We start from the raw sequence: 15,843 nt of genomic DNA on the forward strand, positions 1-15,843 counted from the left end.
ATGGCTTAAAATCATAGGTATTTCTTCCATCCTGCCAGAATGTTTGTTTGGCATGATGTTAATCATAAATGTCTGGGTCAGCATGCGTTACGCTTTTAGACTCACTGACGTTTTTTTAGCCACGTATCAATAATAGGTACTTCCATGTCGAGTAAGTTAGTACTGGTTCTGAACTGCGGTAGCTCCTCACTGAAATTCGCCATCATCGATGCGCTCAACGGTGACGAGTACCTCTCTGGTTTGGCCGAATGTTTCCATCTGCCTGAAGCACGTATCAAGTGGAAGATGGACGGCAGCAAACAAGAAGCGGCTTTAGGTGCAGGCGCCGCTCACAGTGAAGCGCTGAACTTTATCGTTAACACTATTCTGGCACAAAAACCAGAACTGTCTGCTCAGCTGACCGCAATTGGTCACCGTATCGTCCACGGCGGCGAAAAATACACCAGTTCCGTGGTAATCGACGACTCCGTGATCCAGGGTATCAAAGACTCTGCGTCTTTCGCACCGCTGCATAACCCGGCTCACCTGATCGGTATCGCTGAAGCACTGAAATCCTTCCCGAGTCTGAAAGATAAAAACGTGGCCGTGTTTGATACCGCGTTCCATCAGACCATGCCGGAAGAGTCTTACCTCTATGCTCTGCCATACAGCCTGTACAAAGAGCACGGCGTCCGTCGTTACGGCGCTCACGGTACCAGCCACTTCTATGTGACTCAGGAAGCCGCAAAAGTGCTGAACAAGCCGGTTGAAGAAGTCAACATCATCACCTGCCACCTGGGCAACGGTGGTTCTGTTTCCGCTATCCGCAACGGGAAGTGTGTTGACACCTCTATGGGTCTGACCCCGCTGGAAGGTCTGGTGATGGGTACCCGTTCCGGTGATATCGACCCGGCGATCATCTTCCACCTGCACGACACCCTGGGCATGAGCGTTGACGACATCAACAAAATGCTGACCAAAGAGTCTGGCCTGCTGGGCCTGACCGAGGTCACCAGCGACTGCCGTTACGTTGAAGACAACTACGCAGAAAAAGCTGACGCTAAACGTGCAATGGACGTTTATTGCCACCGTCTGGCGAAGTACATCGGTTCTTACACCGCGCTGATGGAAGGCCGTCTGGATGCTGTTATCTTCACCGGCGGTATCGGTGAGAACGCGGCAATGGTACGTGAACTGTCCCTGGGCAAACTGGGCGTTCTGGGCTTCGAAGTTGATCATGAGCGTAACCTGGCTGCCCGCTTCGGCAAGTCTGGCTTCATCAACAAAGAAGGCACCCGCCCTGCTATCGTTATCCCAACTAACGAAGAGCTGGTCATCGCGCAAGACGCGCACCGCCTGACTGCCTGATTCCACACCGCCAGCAATGCTGGCGGTGCTGTTTTGTAACCCGCCCAACGCGGCGGTAACGAAAGAGGATAAACCGTGTCCCGTACTATTATGCTGATCCCTACCGGAACCAGCGTCGGCCTGACCAGCGTCAGCCTCGGCGTGATCCGCGCTATGGAACGCAAAGGCGTTCGTCTGAGCGTCTTTAAGCCTATCGCCCAGCCACGTGCCGGTGGCGATGCGCCAGACCAGACCACCACCATCGTTCGCAAGAACTCCAATCTGCCAGCGGCTGAACCGCTGAAGATGAGCCACGTTGAATCTCTGCTCTCCAGCAACCAGAAAGACGTGCTGATGGAAGAGATCATTGCCAACTACCACGCAAACGCGCAGGACGCGGAAGTGGTGCTGGTTGAAGGCCTGGTCCCGACCCGTAAACACCAGTTTGCCCAGTCTCTGAACTTTGAAATCGCGAAAACCCTCAACGCAGAGATTGTTTTCGTGATGTCTCAGGGCACGGATACCCCAGAGCAGCTGAAAGAGCGTATCGAACTGACGCGCAGCAGCTTCGGCGGTGCGAAAAACACCAGCATCACCGGCGTGATTGTTAACAAGCTGAACGCGCCAGTAGATGAGCAGGGCCGTACGCGTCCTGACCTGTCCGAAATTTTTGACGACTCTTCCAAAGCGAAAGTCATTAAAGTTGACCCGGCTAAGTTGCAGGATTCCAGCCCGCTGCCAGTTCTGGGCGCGGTGCCATGGAGCTTCGATCTGATTGCCACCCGTGCAATCGATATGGCGCGCCACCTGAACGCCACCGTGATCAACGAAGGCGATATCAACACCCGCCGCGTGAAGTCCGTAACTTTCTGCGCACGTAGCATTCCACACATGCTGGAGCACTTCCGTGCAGGTTCCCTGCTGGTAACCTCCGCAGACCGTCCGGACGTGCTGGTTGCAGCCTGTCTGGCCGCGATGAACGGCGTGGAGATCGGCGCGATCCTGCTGACCGGTGCCTACGAGATGGACCCACGCGTAAGCAAGCTGTGCGAACGTGCGTTCGCCACTGGCCTGCCAGTCTTCATGGTGAACACTAACACCTGGCAGACCTCCCTGAGCCTGCAAAGCTTCAACCTCGAAGTGCCGGTTGATGACCACGAGCGTATCGAGAAAGTTCAGGAATACGTTGCGGGCTACATCAACGCAGACTGGATCGAATCCCTGACGGCGACCTCCGAGCGCAGCCGTCGTCTGTCTCCTCCAGCCTTCCGTTACCAGCTGACCGAGCTGGCGCGTAAAGCGGGCAAACGCGTGGTTCTGCCAGAAGGCGACGAACCACGTACCGTTAAAGCGGCAGCCATCTGTGCAGAGCGCGGTATCGCGACCTGTGTGCTGCTGGGTAACCCGGGTGAGATCAACCGCGTTGCGGCGTCTCAGGGCGTTGAGCTCGGCGCGGGCATCGAAATCGTTGATCCTGACGTGGTCCGCGAAAGCTACGTTGCCCGTCTGGTTGAGCTGCGTAAGAACAAAGGCATGACCGAAGCCGTTGCGCGCGAGCAGCTGGAAGACAACGTGGTGCTGGGTACGCTGATGCTGGAGCAGGACGAAGTTGACGGTCTGGTTTCCGGTGCGGTTCACACCACCGCGAACACCATCCGTCCACCGTTGCAGCTGATCAAAACTGCACCGGGCAGCTCTCTGGTCTCCTCCGTGTTCTTCATGCTGCTGCCTGAACAGGTTTACGTTTACGGCGACTGCGCGATCAACCCGGACCCAACCGCAGAGCAGCTGGCAGAAATCGCTATCCAGTCTGCGGACTCCGCGATTGCCTTCGGTATCGAACCACGCGTCGCGATGCTCTCCTACTCCACCGGCACCTCTGGTGCAGGTAGTGACGTAGAGAAAGTCCGTGAAGCGACCCGCATTGCACAGGAAAAACGTCCGGATCTGATGATCGACGGCCCGCTCCAGTACGATGCCGCGGTAATGGCTGACGTGGCGAAATCCAAAGCGCCGAACTCGCCGGTTGCAGGTCGCGCTACCGTGTTCATCTTCCCGGATCTGAACACCGGTAACACCACCTATAAAGCGGTACAGCGTTCAGCAGACCTGATCTCCATCGGGCCAATGCTGCAAGGCATGCGCAAACCTGTGAACGACCTGTCCCGTGGTGCGCTGGTTGACGATATCGTCTACACCATCGCGCTGACCGCGATCCAGTCTTCGCAGCAGCAGTAAGCTAAAAAGCCCGGTGGCGCTAGCGCTTACCGGGCCTACGGTTTTGTAGGCCGGATAAGCGAAGCGCCATCCGGCAAGAGAGGCGACCACAAATGGTCGCCTTTTTTATTACAGCAGCTCCCGCGCCGCCGACACAATGTCATGTGCCGTCAGGCCATACTCCTTCTGCAAGAAGTCCTGCGTACCCACCTGACCATACCGTTCCTTCACCCCCACCCGCCGCATAGGCACCGGACAGGTTTCCACCAGCACTTCCGCCACCGCCGACCCCAGCCCGTTGTGAATGCTGTGATTTTCGCAGGTCACAATACGCCCGGTTTTCTCGGCATAGTTTTTCACCAGCATCCGATCGATGGGCTTCAGGGTAAACATGTCGATGACCGCTGCGCTTACCCCCTCCTGCTCCAGCTGGCGCGCCGCCTCCAGCGCTTCCGCCACCATAATGCCGTTAGCAATCAGGGTAATATCGGTTCCCTCGCGCAGCACGTTGCCCTTGCCGATGGTGAAGGTTGACCCCGGGGCATACACGCTCGGCGCCTGTTTACGGATGGTCCTTACCCAGTAGAAGCCTTCCAGGTCGATGAGCTGACGCAGCACATCTTCGAACATCACCGCATCGGTCACCTCCAGCACCACTGAATGCGCCAGACCGCGCACGATGCCCATATCCTCAAACGACATATGCGTCCCGCCGTTGTGACAGGCCGTCACGCCCGCATCCGAGGCAATCACCTTCACGTTATTGCGCTGGTAGTCCAGGGACATAAACAGCTGGTCAAAGCAGCGACGGCTGGCAAAAGCGGTAAAGGTATGAACGAACGGCTTACGTCCGGTGAGCGACAGCCCGGCGGCCGTCCCAATCACGTTGGCCTCCATAATTCCGCAGTTGATGACGTGCTGTGGATAATCACGCGCTACGCCGTCCATCGCCATCGAACTCATCAGATCCGCTTCGAGCGCAATGATCTCGCTCCCGGCCTCAATCTGTTTTGCCACAAAACCCGCGTAGACCTTACGCATCTCAACGGCATCTTTCTGTCCTGTCGGTGCAACCTTAATCATGTGAAGCCTCCAGTTGGCGAATCGTCTCGTTAAGCGCCGCTTTGCTCTCCTCGGTTAATCGCAGGTGATGCGAGTTGCTGAGCTGTTCAAGGTATGGCACCCCCTGCCCTTTAATGCTGTCGAGGATCACCACCCGCGGACGCGCATCAGCCTCAGGAATCGGCGCGGTCACCTCCAGCAGCGCCGGAATGTCATCCCCTTTCACCGTCACCACGTCAAAACCAAAGGCGCGGAATTTGCCTTCCAGGTCGAAGGCGCTGATGATTTCGTCCAGCTCGCCGTCGAGCTGCTGTTTGTTCCAGTCCACGAATACCGTCAGGTTGTTCAGTCGATGGTGAGCGATAAACTGGAAGGCTTCCCAGCACTGCCCTTCATTCAGTTCTCCGTCGCCAACGATGCAAAACACCCGGTTTGGCCTTCCTGCCAGCTTGTGCGACAGCGCCATGCCGCCAGCGATGGAGATCCCCTGCCCCAGTGAACCGGTGGTGGCATCCACGCCGCGTGTTTTCAGGCGATCCGGGTGACTTGGCAGACGCGTCCCGTTCTGGTTCAGCGTGCTCAGCTCTTCAATCGGGAAGTAGCCCTTAATCGCCAGCGTGCTGTACAGCGCCGGCCCCGCATGGCCTTTCGACAGCACAAAGTAATCGCGCTCTGGCCAGTCCGGATCGGCCGGGTCAATTTTCATCACCGCGCCGTACAGAACGGCCAGCGTTTCAACGACTGACATGCTGCCACCGTAGTGCCCAAAACCCAGCTGCGTAAGGGATTTCAGCGTCTCAAGGCGGATCTGACGCGCCAGGTCGGTTATTTCATTCTCATTCATGATTTGGCTCCGGGGTTTTCCTGCGCGTTACCGCTGGCAGGTTTGTTTTTAGCGAAGACGTTGTAGGCCACCAGCAGCGCGAACAACACAACAACCAGTCCGGTGATGGCAAGCGGCGACAGGAAGCGTGCCAGGTTGCCCAGCACAATCCCGACCGCACCAAAATCAGCGTCCGAGAAGGTCGTATTCGCAAAGCCAATTGCGCCCAGAACGGGCAGCAGCAGGACCGGGAGGAAGGTGATCAGCAGGCCGTTAGCAAAGGCGCCAATCATCGCCCCGCGACGTCCGCCGGTGGCGTTACCAAATACGCCCGCCGTTGCGCCGGTGAAGAAATGCGGCACCACCCCCGGGAGGATCAGCACCCAGCTAAACTGGCCGCAGATGAACAAGCCCACAATTCCGCCGAGGAAGCTAAACAGGAAGCCAATCAGCACCGCGTTTGGCGCATACGGATAGACCACCGGACAGTCCAGCGCAGGCCGCGCATTGGGCACCAGTTTTTCCGAGAAGCCGGTAAAGGCCGGGACAATTTCCGCCAGAATCAGGCGCACGCCCTGCAAGATGATGAACACGCCTGCCGCGAAGGTGATGGCCATAATGATGGCGTACACCAGGTAGTTTTGGCCGCCGCTGAAGGTGGTCTCCACGTACTCACGTCCGGCGCTCACCGCCATGATCAGGTAGATAATCATCATGGTCAGGGAGATGGAGATTGAACTGTCACGCAGGAAGCTAAGGTTCTTCGGCAGGTTCATCTCTTCGGTGGAGCGCGAGCCTTTCCCGACCTTGCTGCCAATCCAGCCGGACAGCACGTAGCCCAGCGTACCGAAATGACCGAAGGCGATCTCATCGTTGCCGGTAATACGCTTCATATAGCGCTGCGCAATCGCCGGGAAGAAGGCCATAATCAGGCCGAGGATCAACGAACCGGTAAAGACCAGCCCGACCCCCTCGAAGCCTGCAACCGTCAGGATCACGCCAATCATGCATGCCATGTAGAAGGTGTGATGCCCGGTGAGGAAGATGTACTTCAGGCGGGTAAAGCGCGCGACAATAATATTCGCCACCATCCCGAAGGCCATAATGAGCGCGGTGGAAGCGCCATATTTTTCCAGGGCAATCGACACAATAGCTTCATTGTTTGGAATAATGCCCTGAATATTAAAGGCGTGCTCAAACATACCGCCGAGCGGATTTAAAGAGCCCACCAGCACAGTTGCGCCGCCGCCCAGTACAATAAAGCCGAGAATGGTTTTAATTGTGCCTTTTACCACATCCGAAAAGGCTTTTTTCTGCGCCACAAGACCAATCAGAGCAATTAACCCGACCAGCACTGAAGGGACTTTTAAAATATCAACAACGAAATTCAGCGTTTCAAGGATAAACATATCCACCTCGCCTTATCAGGATTATTGTCTTTCGAACCAGGCGCGCAGCTGCGCTTCGAGTTCGTTGATATCGATGATATTGTTGATTACCACCAGCTGGCTTTCCGGCACGCTGGCGCTGGCGGCAATGTCTTTCGCCATTACAAACAGGTCCGCCGCGCCCGGCGTGGCCGAGGAGAGATCGGAGTGTTCAACCTCGGCCTCAATTTCCAGTTTTTTGAGCACCTTTTTAATATTCATTTCGACCATAAAACTGCTGCCCAGGCCGGAGCCGCAAATAGCCATGATTTTCATTGTTATCCCCTTTTTTGAGTAGAGTACGCCCCATCACGCTGACGCGTAATGTTGAGATGAATCGGATTAAATAATTAAATCAGAAGCGATCGATAACGGTTTTTATCTCCTCCAGCGTATTCGCCCGATGTAATTCAGCCATATCTTCGTCGCTGGAAAATAATTCTGCTAAGGCTGAGATCATTTCGATATGGCTATGCTTGTCCGGCGCCGCCAGCATCACAATCACATCGACGGGGTCAAACTCACCGGCACCAAAAGAGACGCCCTGTTTCAGTTTTAATAATGACAGGCCAAGTCCTTTCGCCCCTTCTTCCGGTCGCGCATGCGGCATTGCCAGCCCTGGAGCCAGCACATAGTAGGGACCTAACGTCTGGTGCTGCTCGATGATAGCCGTGACATATTCCGGCGCAATGACCTGCAAATCCAGCAGCGGTTTCGCGCACAGTTCCAGCGCGTGGGGCCAGCTTTCAACGCTATCCTGTAGGATGATGGTTGTATCATATATCCACTTTTTGAGCATTTTTCACTCCCGCTAAAGACCAGACATGGGCAAACTCTATTCAACCCATCAATCAATGACTGCGATCGCGATCACAAAGATAGCGCTACCAACGACTAACATGCAGAACTGTGATAGCGCTATCAAATTGCTATCATGGTGCGAAATCACAGCAAAAAAAGGGATTTAAGGCGTATACTGCCTGTCACGTAAAATGAAGGATGAAACTGAATCGCGTCCTGTCAGCAGGAAGATGTATGTCTTTAACCCGAAAACGGCGCAGTACCGGAAAAGTAACGCTCGCGGATGTCGCACAGCTTGCCGGCGTAGGCACGATGACTGTTTCCCGTGCCCTCCGCACGCCCGAACAGGTTTCCGATAAACTGCGTGAAAAAATTGAAGCCGCGGTGCAGGAGCTGGGTTATATGCCCAATCTTGCCGCCAGCGCACTGGCATCGGCGTCGTCATGGACGATCGCGATGGTAGTTCCCAACCTTTCCGAAGCTGGCTGTTCCGAGATGTTCGCCGGGCTACAGCAGGTGCTCCAGCCAGCCGGATATCAGATCATGCTGGCTGAATCTCAGCATCGTCTTGAACAGGAAGAGAAACTGCTCGAAACGCTGCTGGCCTCAAATATCGCCGCAGCGATACTGCTCAGCGTCGAGCACTCCGATACCGTACGCCACTGGCTGAAAAACGCCTCTATCCCGGTGATGGAAATGGGTGCAATGCGTGCCGATCCGATTGATATGAATATCGGGATTGATAACGTCGCCGCCATGTATGAACTTACCGAGATGGTGATTCAGCGTGGCTACCAGAATATCGGCCTACTGTGCGCTAACCAGGAGCAGTGGATTTTTCAGCAGCATTTGCAGGGCTGGTACAAGGCGATGCTGCGCCACCACCTGTCGCCGAACAGAGTGATTAATGCCGCCATGCCGCCGAACTTCTCCACCGGCGCGGCACAACTGCCAGAGTTCCTGCTGGCGTGGCCGGAACTGGATGCGCTGGTGTGCGTATCAGATGAACTGGCCTGCGGCGCGCTGTATGAGTGCCAGCGTCGGCGCATCAAAGTGCCGGACGATTTAGCGGTCGTGGGCTTTGGCGACAGCGACGTCAGCCGCGTCTGTCAGCCGCCGCTGACAACGATGGCAGTACCGCATCGCAAGATTGGGATTGAAGCCGGAAAAGCGTTACTGGAACGTCTGAATGACGGAGACTGGCGCGATCATAAACCCATCGCGTCCAGCCTGTGTCTGCGGGAAAGCTGTTAAGGCTTACTCAGCCTCTTCCTCTTTTTCTGCCTTATTTTCCGGCTTAGCGGATTCGTTTTTGGCGTTGCGGGTCATCCACAGCGCCAGTGCTTTAAGGGAATCTGGCGTGAACTCGTCGCAACGCGCAGTGATCTCTTCCGGCGTCATCCAGCACACTTCGCTCACTTCCTCTTCCTGCAAGGCGAAAGGTCCGTGGGAAACGCAGCTAAACAGCCCGCCCCAGACGCGACAATGCTCATCTTCGAAATAAAACTGTCCGTGCTCGGCAAACGGCACGCCAGCGATACCTAACTCTTCTTCCGCTTCACGACGCGCGGAATCCAGCAATACTTCATCGGCCTGCACGACGCCACCCGCTGTGGCATCCAGCATACCAGGAAGAAAATCTTTGGTGTCGGTGCGACGCTGGACCAGAATCTTGCCCATGCCGTCATGAACAACGATGTAAGTCGCGCGGTGACGCAGACGCTCCGCACGCATTTGTTCGCGGCTGGCCTGCGCGATCACTTCATTCTCTTCGCTGACAATGTCAACCCACTCAGTACTTGCCAAATGATTCTGCTCCACCATCGGGAAACCTTCTCGTCTAAGCGCTCTTTCGGCGCGTTTGCAGTTGTGGTGTAACTTACGGATTAATCGCTATCTGCGCAATAACTTGCTGATCATTAAGTGCGATAACGCTTAATGTCCCGTCTTCATACATGCCGTAGCTTGCCGGATTGCCGCCTTTAGGAATGCTGACAGACCCGGGATTAAAGTGATAAAACGCCCCGCGTTTTTCCGCCACCGGAATATGAGTATGACCATAAACCAGGACATCGCCAGCGGCGAGTGACGGCAGGTTATCCGGGCCGAACAGGTGCCCGTGGGTCAGGAACAAACGGCTGTTTTCCATCAACACCTGTTGCCAGGGAGCGGTGATGGGAAAATGCAGCAGCATCTGGTCAACTTCGCTGTCACAGTTGCCGCGAACGGCGATAATGCGCGAGGCAAAATGATTAAGTTTTTCCGCCACCTGCGCGGGAGCATAGCCTTCCGGCAACGCATTGCGTGGGCCGTGGTTTAACACGTCGCCCAGGATCACCAGCCATTGCGCCCCGCTTTGGGCGAACAGAGAAAGCACGCGTTCGGTCGCGGGCAGCGATCCATGAATATCCGACGCAAACATCAGTTTCATCAGTTACTCCTCAGGAATTCAGACTGCCCCTATCATACCTCAAGCGCCCCGTCTTATCAGCCCGCGCGCTTAGCAGAGAGTGCCAGATAGCGCTGTACCGACGCGCGTTGCCACTGGAATGTGGCGTAATCCACCAGCAGCTGTGGGACGTCATCGCCATTGAGGATCAGGCGATTGAGCATCAGCGCCAGATCGGTGTCGGCAATACACCACTCGCCAAACAGGTTGGGGTTACCCTGCGCCAGCAGCGATGACGCAGTTTCGATCAGCTTCCGGGCGCTGGATAAGCCTTCCTCGCTGAGGGCGGGCTTTTTGACGCCAGCGAACACCACATCCGTAGAGCGTTCTGTGCGAATCGGCACCAGGTCGCTACGCAGCCATGCCTGGATCTGGCGAGCGCGGGCGCGCTTTTGCAGATCGTGAGGATAGATGCGTTCCCACTCTGGCGGGGCAAAGCGGTCCTCAAGATACTCGTCAATCGCCGAGGATTCACTCAACTCAAAACCGTCGATCTCCAGCACAGGGACTCGGCGAGTGAGCGCGTAGCCCTGCCACTGGGGCTTCAGATGTTCGCCGCTGTCCAGGTCGACGGTTTTCAGACTAAAAGTAAGCCCCTTTTCTGCCAGCGCCACATAAACGCTCATGACATAAGGAGAAAAAAAGTTCGCATCGGACCACAACGTTATTACAGGCTGGCTCATAACATCCTCATCGGCTGATCGGTTTTCACTCAACATATAATCTCTTTGCCTCGCTGTCACTTGATGAAAACTCACGATTTACAACAAGCACCTATACTGATTTTTTATGGCAACACTATTCGCACTGACAGGAGTTGAGAATGATAGATCTCTATTATGCCCCCACCCCTAATGGCCATAAGATCACCCTCTTTCTCGAAGAAGCCGAAGTGGACTACCGGATCATTCGCGTGGATATCAGTAAAGGCGACCAGTTCCGCCCCGTTTTTCTGGCCATATCGCCCAACAATAAAATTCCGGCCATCATTGATAACCTGCCTTCTGACGGCGGCAAACCGTTAAGCCTGTTTGAGTCTGGAGAGATTTTGCTCTATCTGGCAGAGAAAACCGGCAAGCTCCTGAGCGGTGAGTTGCGCGAGCGTCATCACACGCTGCAATGGTTATTCTGGCAGTCGAGCGGCCTGGGGCCAATGCTGGGGCAGAATCACCACTTTACCGCCTATGCGCCGCAGACGATCCCTTACGCCATTGAGCGATATCAGGTCGAAACCCAGCGCCTGTACGGGGTCCTGAACCGTCGGCTGGAAAAATCACCGTGGCTGGGAGGTGAGCATTACAGCATTGCAGATATCGCCTGCTGGCCGTGGATTAACACCCATGAACGCCACCGGATAGATCTGGCCACTTATCCGGCAGTGAACAACTGGTTTGAGCGCATCCGGACGCGCCCGGCCACCGAACGCGCCATGCAAAAAATCCATCAGATTTGAGCCTGCGCCCCGTTGGGTGCAGGTGTTTTCCTCATGTATGATGAGGTGAAAATACTGACACGGAGAAGACCTGCAATGTCCCAGCATGACGCTATTATTCGTATAAAAAACTTACGCTTACGCACGTTCATTGGTATCAAAGAGGAGGAGATCGCGAATCGCCAGGATATCGTGGTGAATGTGGTGATCCACTACCCGGCAGACAAGGCGCGTGCCAGCGAGGACATCAATGACGCGCTGAACTATCGCACGATCACCAAAAGCATCATCCAGTACGTTGAGAACAACCGTTTTGCGCTACTGGAAAAATTAACTCAGGATGTGCTCGACATCGCACGCGAACACCACTGGGTCACTTATGCTGAAGTGGAGATCGATAAACTTCACGCCCTGCGCTACGCCGACTCCGTCTCCATGACGTTAAGCTGGCAGCGCCAGGCGTAAACCTGGAGGTTGTATGAAGATCCTGCTCACCGGCGGTACGGGCCTGATTGGTCGCCATCTCATTCCACGTTTGCAGGCGTTGCATCACGACATTACCGTGGTCACGCGCAGCCCGGAGAAAGCGCGCCAGGTGCTGGGCGCCGGCGTTGAGATCTGGAAAGGCCTGGCGGAAAGGCAGGATCTGAACGGCTTTGACGCCGTCATCAACCTTGCTGGCGAACCTATCGCCGATAAACGCTGGACCGAAGAGCAAAAACAGCGTTTATGCAGTAGCCGCTGGAACATGACCGAAAGGCTGGTTGAGCTGATTCGCAACAGCGAGACGCCGCCTTCGGTGCTGATTTCCGGCTCTGCTACAGGCTACTATGGCGATCTCGGTGAAGTGGTGGTGACCGAAGAGGAGCCGCCGCACAACGAGTTTACCCATAAACTCTGCGCCCAGTGGGAGCGCATCGCCTGCGCGGCGCAAAGCGATCGTACCCGCGTCTGCCTGCTGCGCACCGGCGTGGTACTTGCGCCGAAGGGCGGTATTCTCGGTAAAATGCTGCCGCCGTTTAAAATGGGGCTTGGCGGGCCCATCGGCAACGGTCGTCAGTATCTGGCGTGGATCCACATCGACGATATGGTCAACGGCATTCTCTGGCTGCTGGATAACGACCTGCGCGGGCCATTTAACATGGTATCCCCTTACCCCGTACGTAATGAACAATTTGCTCACGCCCTGGGGCATGCCCTGCATCGCCCGGCGGTGCTGCGCGTGCCTGCAACGGCGATTCGTCTGTTGATGGGTGAGTCTTCGGTGCTGGTGCTGGGCGGGCAACGCGCGCTGCCAAAACGGCTGGAAGCGGCCGGGTTCACGTTCCGCTGGTATGACCTGGAAGAGGCGCTGGGGGATGTGGTGCAGTGAATATGTTAGAGTTATACGCCATGTCTGGATGAGATGGCGTAACTATGGCAACCATTACCACAACCCGGCTTCACCTCACCCCTTTCGAACCTTCTGACTGGGCGTTCTTCCGCTCTCTGCGTGAAGACCCCGCCATCATGCGCTATATGGCCGCTATCACGCCGGAAAAAGAGACGCGCCGCGTATTTGCCGCGCGCCTGATGGCGGAGCATGTCTTTGTGATCCGTCTGCATAACGACGTTACGCCGCTCGGGGATATCGGCCTGCAAATCAGTGCGGCGAACCGTGAAGAGGCGGATATTGGCTACACGGTTGTGCCTGCCGCGCAGGGAAAAGGCATTGCCAGCGAAGCGCTGCGCGCGGTGTGTGAGTATGCATTTAACCAGACGGGCGTGAAGGCGATAAACGCGTACGTGCTGGCAGATAACGTTGGGTCGGTGCGGGTCCTTGAGAAAGCGGGTTTTGTGCGCACGCAGGTGCTGGAGAAGGCGTACGAGATTAACGGCGTACGGTATGACGACTGGGTGTATCGGCTGGAGTGTTGAATGCCGGGCGGCACTGCGTTTGCCCGGCCTACGGGTTTTGTAGGCCCGGTAAGCGAAGCGCCACCGGGCAATTGGGCGGCTCTGCGGCCTGATGCCCTCACCCCGGCCCTCTCCCACGGGGAGAGGGAGAAAGGCCAAACCTACTTCAACGAGCCTTTCAGGAACTGCTGCAACCGCGGGCTTTGCGGGTTCGCCAGCACCTCATCCGGATGACCCTGCTCTTCAATTTTCCCCTGATGCAGGAAGATAACGTGGTTAGAAACGTTACGGGCGAAGCCCATCTCGTGCGTCACCACCACCATCGTTTTGCCCTCTTCCGCCAGCTTTTGCATGATGCGCAGCACTTCGCCAACGAGTTCAGGATCCAGCGCGGAAGTCGGTTCGTCAAACAGCAACACTTCCGGCTCCATCGCCAGCGCACGGGCGATGGAAACACGCTGCTGCTGCCCCCCTGACAGGTGCACCGGATATTTGATCTGCTGCCGCTCGTCGATACCCACTTTCGCCAGGTATTTGACCGCACGCTCGCGGGCTTCCTGCTTGCTTAAGCCGAGCACCTGAACCGGCGCTTCCATCACGTTCTCCAGCACCGTCATGTGGCTCCAGAGGTTGAAGTGCTGGAACACCATCGTCAGGCGTGTGCGCAGCAGGCGCAGCTGGTTTTTATCCGCCACTTTAAGCTGGCCGTCTTTATCACGGACCATATTAATGTTCTGTCCGCTCACCACAATCGATCCTTCGCTCGGCTTTTCGAGGAAGTTGATGCAGCGCAGGAAGGTACTTTTACCCGAACCTGATGAGCCGATAATACTGATCACGTCGCCCGCGTTAGCCTCCAGCGACACCCCTTTCAGCACTTCATGTTCGCCGTAGCGCTTGTGCAAATCAATTACGTTTAATTTGTTCTCAGCCATCATAAATTCTCAGTGCGTCGACGGTTTTATATGCTGCAACCAGCGTTTTTCAGCCTTACGGAATAGGCTGATCAGGACGTAAGAAATGATCAAATAGAGCACTGCCGCAATGCCAAACGCCGTAAACGGCTGGTAGGTGGCAGAGTTAATATCGCGGGCAATCTTTAACAGATCCGGTACCGTGGCGGTAAACGCCAGTGCCGTCGAATGCAGCATTAAAATCACTTCGTTGCTGTAGGCCGGCAGCGCAATACGCAGCGCCGAAGGCAGAATAATACAGCGGTAGAGCTTCACGGACGAGAAGCCGTACGCGCGCGCCGCCTCGATCTCACCGTGCGGCACAGAACGGATGGCCCCGGCGAAGATCTCGGTGGTATAGGCGCAGGTATTGAGGGTCAGCGCCAGCACCGTACAGTTCAGACCGCTGCGGAAGAACGCGTTCAGCATCTCGGTGCCTTTCACGATCTCCAGCGTGTACATCCCGGAATAGAACACCAGCAGTTGCACGTACAGCGGAGTACCGCGAAACACGTAGGTGAATAGCCAGATAGGGAACTGGATAAATTTATTGTTCGACACGCGGCCAATGGCAAGAAACACCGCCAGAATGCCGCCCATTACCACCGAGGAGATCAGCAGCCACAGCGTGATCGCCACGCCAGTAAAGCGGTAGCCATCCGTCCACAGCAGGGATTTCCAGTACTCCTGAATAATCTCAATCACAGGTCAGCCCTCTTCACACCCACGGAGTAGCGACGTTCGAGCAGAAGCAGCACACCATTGGAGACGGTCGTAAAGACCAGATAAATTACGCCGCAGACCACCGCAAAATAGAACGGTTCCCAGGTGCTTTTACCCGCCAGCTGCGTGGCCTTCACCACATCTTCCAGACCCAGCAGGGAGACCAGCGCCGTAGCCTTGAGAATAACCTGCCAGTTGTTACCGATGCCCGGCAGCGCGTAGCGCATCATGGCCGGGAACATGATCCGGCGAAACGTTTGTGAGGAGGTAAAACCGTAGGCGGTCGCCGCTTCAATATGCCCTTTCGGCACGGCCATGTAAGCGCCGCGGAAAGTCTCAGTGAAATAAGCGCCGTAGATAAAACCAAGGGTAATAATACCGGCCACCATCGGGTCGATATCGATCTGCTCCATGCCGATGGCATCCGTCACGCCGTTAAGTGCGATTTGCAGGCCGTAAAAGATCAGCAGCATCAGCACCAGGTCAGGCACGCCGCGAATCAGCGTGGTATAGCCTTCAAATATCAGCGCCAGCGGTCTGTTGGCGGATAATTTTGCCCCCGCGCCCGCCAGGCCTATCAGCACCGCCAGCACCACGGAGCTGATAGCCAGCTCAAGGGTGACAAGCGCGCCCTGTAAAATAACGCCAGAAAATCCGTACAGCATACCGCGTGCCCTGTCGTCTCGTGAGTGGTGGAACCGTGTCTTTTCCCCTCCCGCAACGGGAGGGGCCGC

At 56.0% G+C, this 15,843-nt stretch carries 18 protein-coding genes; 7 read left to right on the forward strand and 11 right to left on the reverse strand.

What is annotated here, in order from left to right:
- Nucleotides 1–144 precede the first annotated feature (144 nt).
- Both ackA and pta read left to right on the forward strand, forming a co-directional pair.
- Nucleotides 145–1,347, forward strand: a complete 1,203-nt coding sequence (gene ackA, locus L463_RS03665; RefSeq protein WP_015572267.1) for an acetate kinase — start codon at nt 145–147, stop codon at nt 1,345–1,347.
- A gap of 75 nt (nt 1,348–1,422) precedes the next feature.
- Nucleotides 1,423–3,564, forward strand: a complete 2,142-nt coding sequence (gene pta / locus L463_RS03660) for a phosphate acetyltransferase (RefSeq protein ID WP_032102735.1) — start codon at nt 1,423–1,425, stop codon at nt 3,562–3,564.
- 108 nt (nt 3,565–3,672) lie between these two features.
- Here the strand turns inward: pta and L463_RS03655 are convergent, their stop codons facing one another.
- From L463_RS03655 to L463_RS03635, 5 genes are all read right to left on the reverse strand, one after another.
- Entirely contained in the window at nt 3,673–4,626 is a 954-nt protein-coding gene (locus tag L463_RS03655; protein ID WP_015572265.1) for a transketolase family protein, read from the reverse strand.
- Nucleotides 4,619–5,449, reverse strand: a complete 831-nt coding sequence (locus L463_RS03650; protein WP_015572264.1) for a transketolase — start codon at nt 5,447–5,449, stop codon at nt 4,619–4,621. Before L463_RS03650 ends, L463_RS03655 begins: the two co-directional genes overlap by 8 nt.
- Nucleotides 5,446–6,837, reverse strand: coding sequence for a PTS ascorbate transporter subunit IIC (locus L463_RS03645; RefSeq protein ID WP_032102736.1), 1,392 nt, complete (start codon nt 6,835–6,837; stop codon nt 5,446–5,448). The genes L463_RS03650 and L463_RS03645 overlap by 4 nt, the downstream gene beginning before the upstream one ends.
- A 21-nt stretch (nt 6,838–6,858) precedes the next feature.
- The gene (locus L463_RS03640) at nt 6,859–7,131 is read right to left on the reverse strand and encodes a PTS sugar transporter subunit IIB (RefSeq protein ID WP_003861447.1); all 273 of its coding nucleotides are present in this window, start codon (nt 7,129–7,131) and stop codon (nt 6,859–6,861) included.
- Between the two features lie 79 nt (nt 7,132–7,210).
- Entirely contained in the window at nt 7,211–7,654 is a 444-nt protein-coding gene (locus tag L463_RS03635; RefSeq protein ID WP_032102737.1) for a PTS sugar transporter subunit IIA, read from the reverse strand.
- 236 nt (nt 7,655–7,890) lie between these two features.
- Here L463_RS03635 and L463_RS03630 point away from each other — a divergent pair, with 236 nt between their 5' ends.
- On the forward strand, nt 7,891–8,910 hold the full coding sequence (locus tag L463_RS03630; RefSeq protein WP_017383439.1) for a LacI family DNA-binding transcriptional regulator: 1,020 nt from the start codon (nt 7,891–7,893) through the stop codon (nt 8,908–8,910).
- A 3-nt stretch (nt 8,911–8,913) separates the two neighbouring features.
- On the opposite strand, the gene yfcD is transcribed toward L463_RS03630, so the two are convergent.
- The 3 genes from yfcD to yfcF are packed head-to-tail and all read right to left on the reverse strand — an operon-like array spanning nt 8,914 to nt 10,788.
- Nucleotides 8,914–9,480: an NUDIX hydrolase YfcD gene (yfcD, locus tag L463_RS03625; protein WP_006811396.1), complete on the reverse strand. Its 567-nt coding sequence runs from the start codon at nt 9,478–9,480 to the stop codon at nt 8,914–8,916.
- A 55-nt stretch (nt 9,481–9,535) separates the two neighbouring features.
- Nucleotides 9,536–10,087, reverse strand: a complete 552-nt coding sequence (yfcE, locus tag L463_RS03620; protein WP_017692997.1) for a phosphodiesterase — start codon at nt 10,085–10,087, stop codon at nt 9,536–9,538.
- Between the two features lie 56 nt (nt 10,088–10,143).
- Nucleotides 10,144–10,788 carry a glutathione transferase gene (gene yfcF / locus L463_RS03615; protein ID WP_017692996.1) on the reverse strand — a complete coding sequence of 215 codons (645 nt, stop codon included), beginning with the start codon at nt 10,786–10,788 and terminating at the stop codon, nt 10,144–10,146.
- A 140-nt stretch (nt 10,789–10,928) separates the two neighbouring features.
- Between yfcF and yfcG the strand changes: the two genes are divergently transcribed.
- The 4 genes from yfcG to L463_RS03595 all read left to right on the forward strand — a co-directional run bounded on the left by yfcG (nt 10,929) and on the right by L463_RS03595 (nt 13,454).
- Nucleotides 10,929–11,558, forward strand: coding sequence for a GSH-dependent disulfide bond oxidoreductase (gene yfcG / locus L463_RS03610; RefSeq protein WP_003861434.1), 630 nt, complete (start codon nt 10,929–10,931; stop codon nt 11,556–11,558).
- A gap of 75 nt (nt 11,559–11,633) precedes the next feature.
- Nucleotides 11,634–12,002, forward strand: a complete 369-nt coding sequence (gene folX, locus L463_RS03605) for a dihydroneopterin triphosphate 2'-epimerase (RefSeq protein WP_003861432.1) — start codon at nt 11,634–11,636, stop codon at nt 12,000–12,002.
- A gap of 13 nt (nt 12,003–12,015) precedes the next feature.
- Nucleotides 12,016–12,909, forward strand: coding sequence for a TIGR01777 family oxidoreductase (locus L463_RS03600; protein WP_032102738.1), 894 nt, complete (start codon nt 12,016–12,018; stop codon nt 12,907–12,909).
- Between the two features lie 44 nt (nt 12,910–12,953).
- A complete protein-coding gene (locus L463_RS03595) occupies nt 12,954–13,454 on the forward strand; it encodes a GNAT family N-acetyltransferase (protein ID WP_032102739.1) in 501 nt (166 codons plus the stop codon).
- 140 nt (nt 13,455–13,594) lie between these two features.
- Here L463_RS03595 and hisP read toward each other — a convergent pair whose 3' ends face one another.
- The 3 genes from hisP to L463_RS03580 are packed head-to-tail and all read right to left on the reverse strand — an operon-like array spanning nt 13,595 to nt 15,774.
- The gene (gene hisP / locus L463_RS03590) at nt 13,595–14,368 is read right to left on the reverse strand and encodes a histidine ABC transporter ATP-binding protein HisP (protein WP_003861426.1); all 774 of its coding nucleotides are present in this window, start codon (nt 14,366–14,368) and stop codon (nt 13,595–13,597) included.
- Nucleotides 14,369–14,377: 9 nt separating this feature from the next.
- Entirely contained in the window at nt 14,378–15,091 is a 714-nt protein-coding gene (locus tag L463_RS03585) for an ABC transporter permease (RefSeq protein ID WP_003861424.1), read from the reverse strand.
- Nucleotides 15,088–15,774 (reverse strand): histidine ABC transporter permease HisQ, encoded by a 687-nt coding sequence (locus L463_RS03580; RefSeq protein ID WP_015572256.1) that lies wholly within the window; start codon nt 15,772–15,774, stop codon nt 15,088–15,090. The genes L463_RS03585 and L463_RS03580 overlap by 4 nt, the downstream gene beginning before the upstream one ends.
- Nucleotides 15,775–15,843: the final 69 nt, after the last annotated feature.

This window comes from Enterobacter sp. BIDMC 27 (assembly GCF_000534415.1).
Classification (GTDB): Bacteria; Pseudomonadota; Gammaproteobacteria; order Enterobacterales; family Enterobacteriaceae; genus Enterobacter; species Enterobacter hormaechei_C.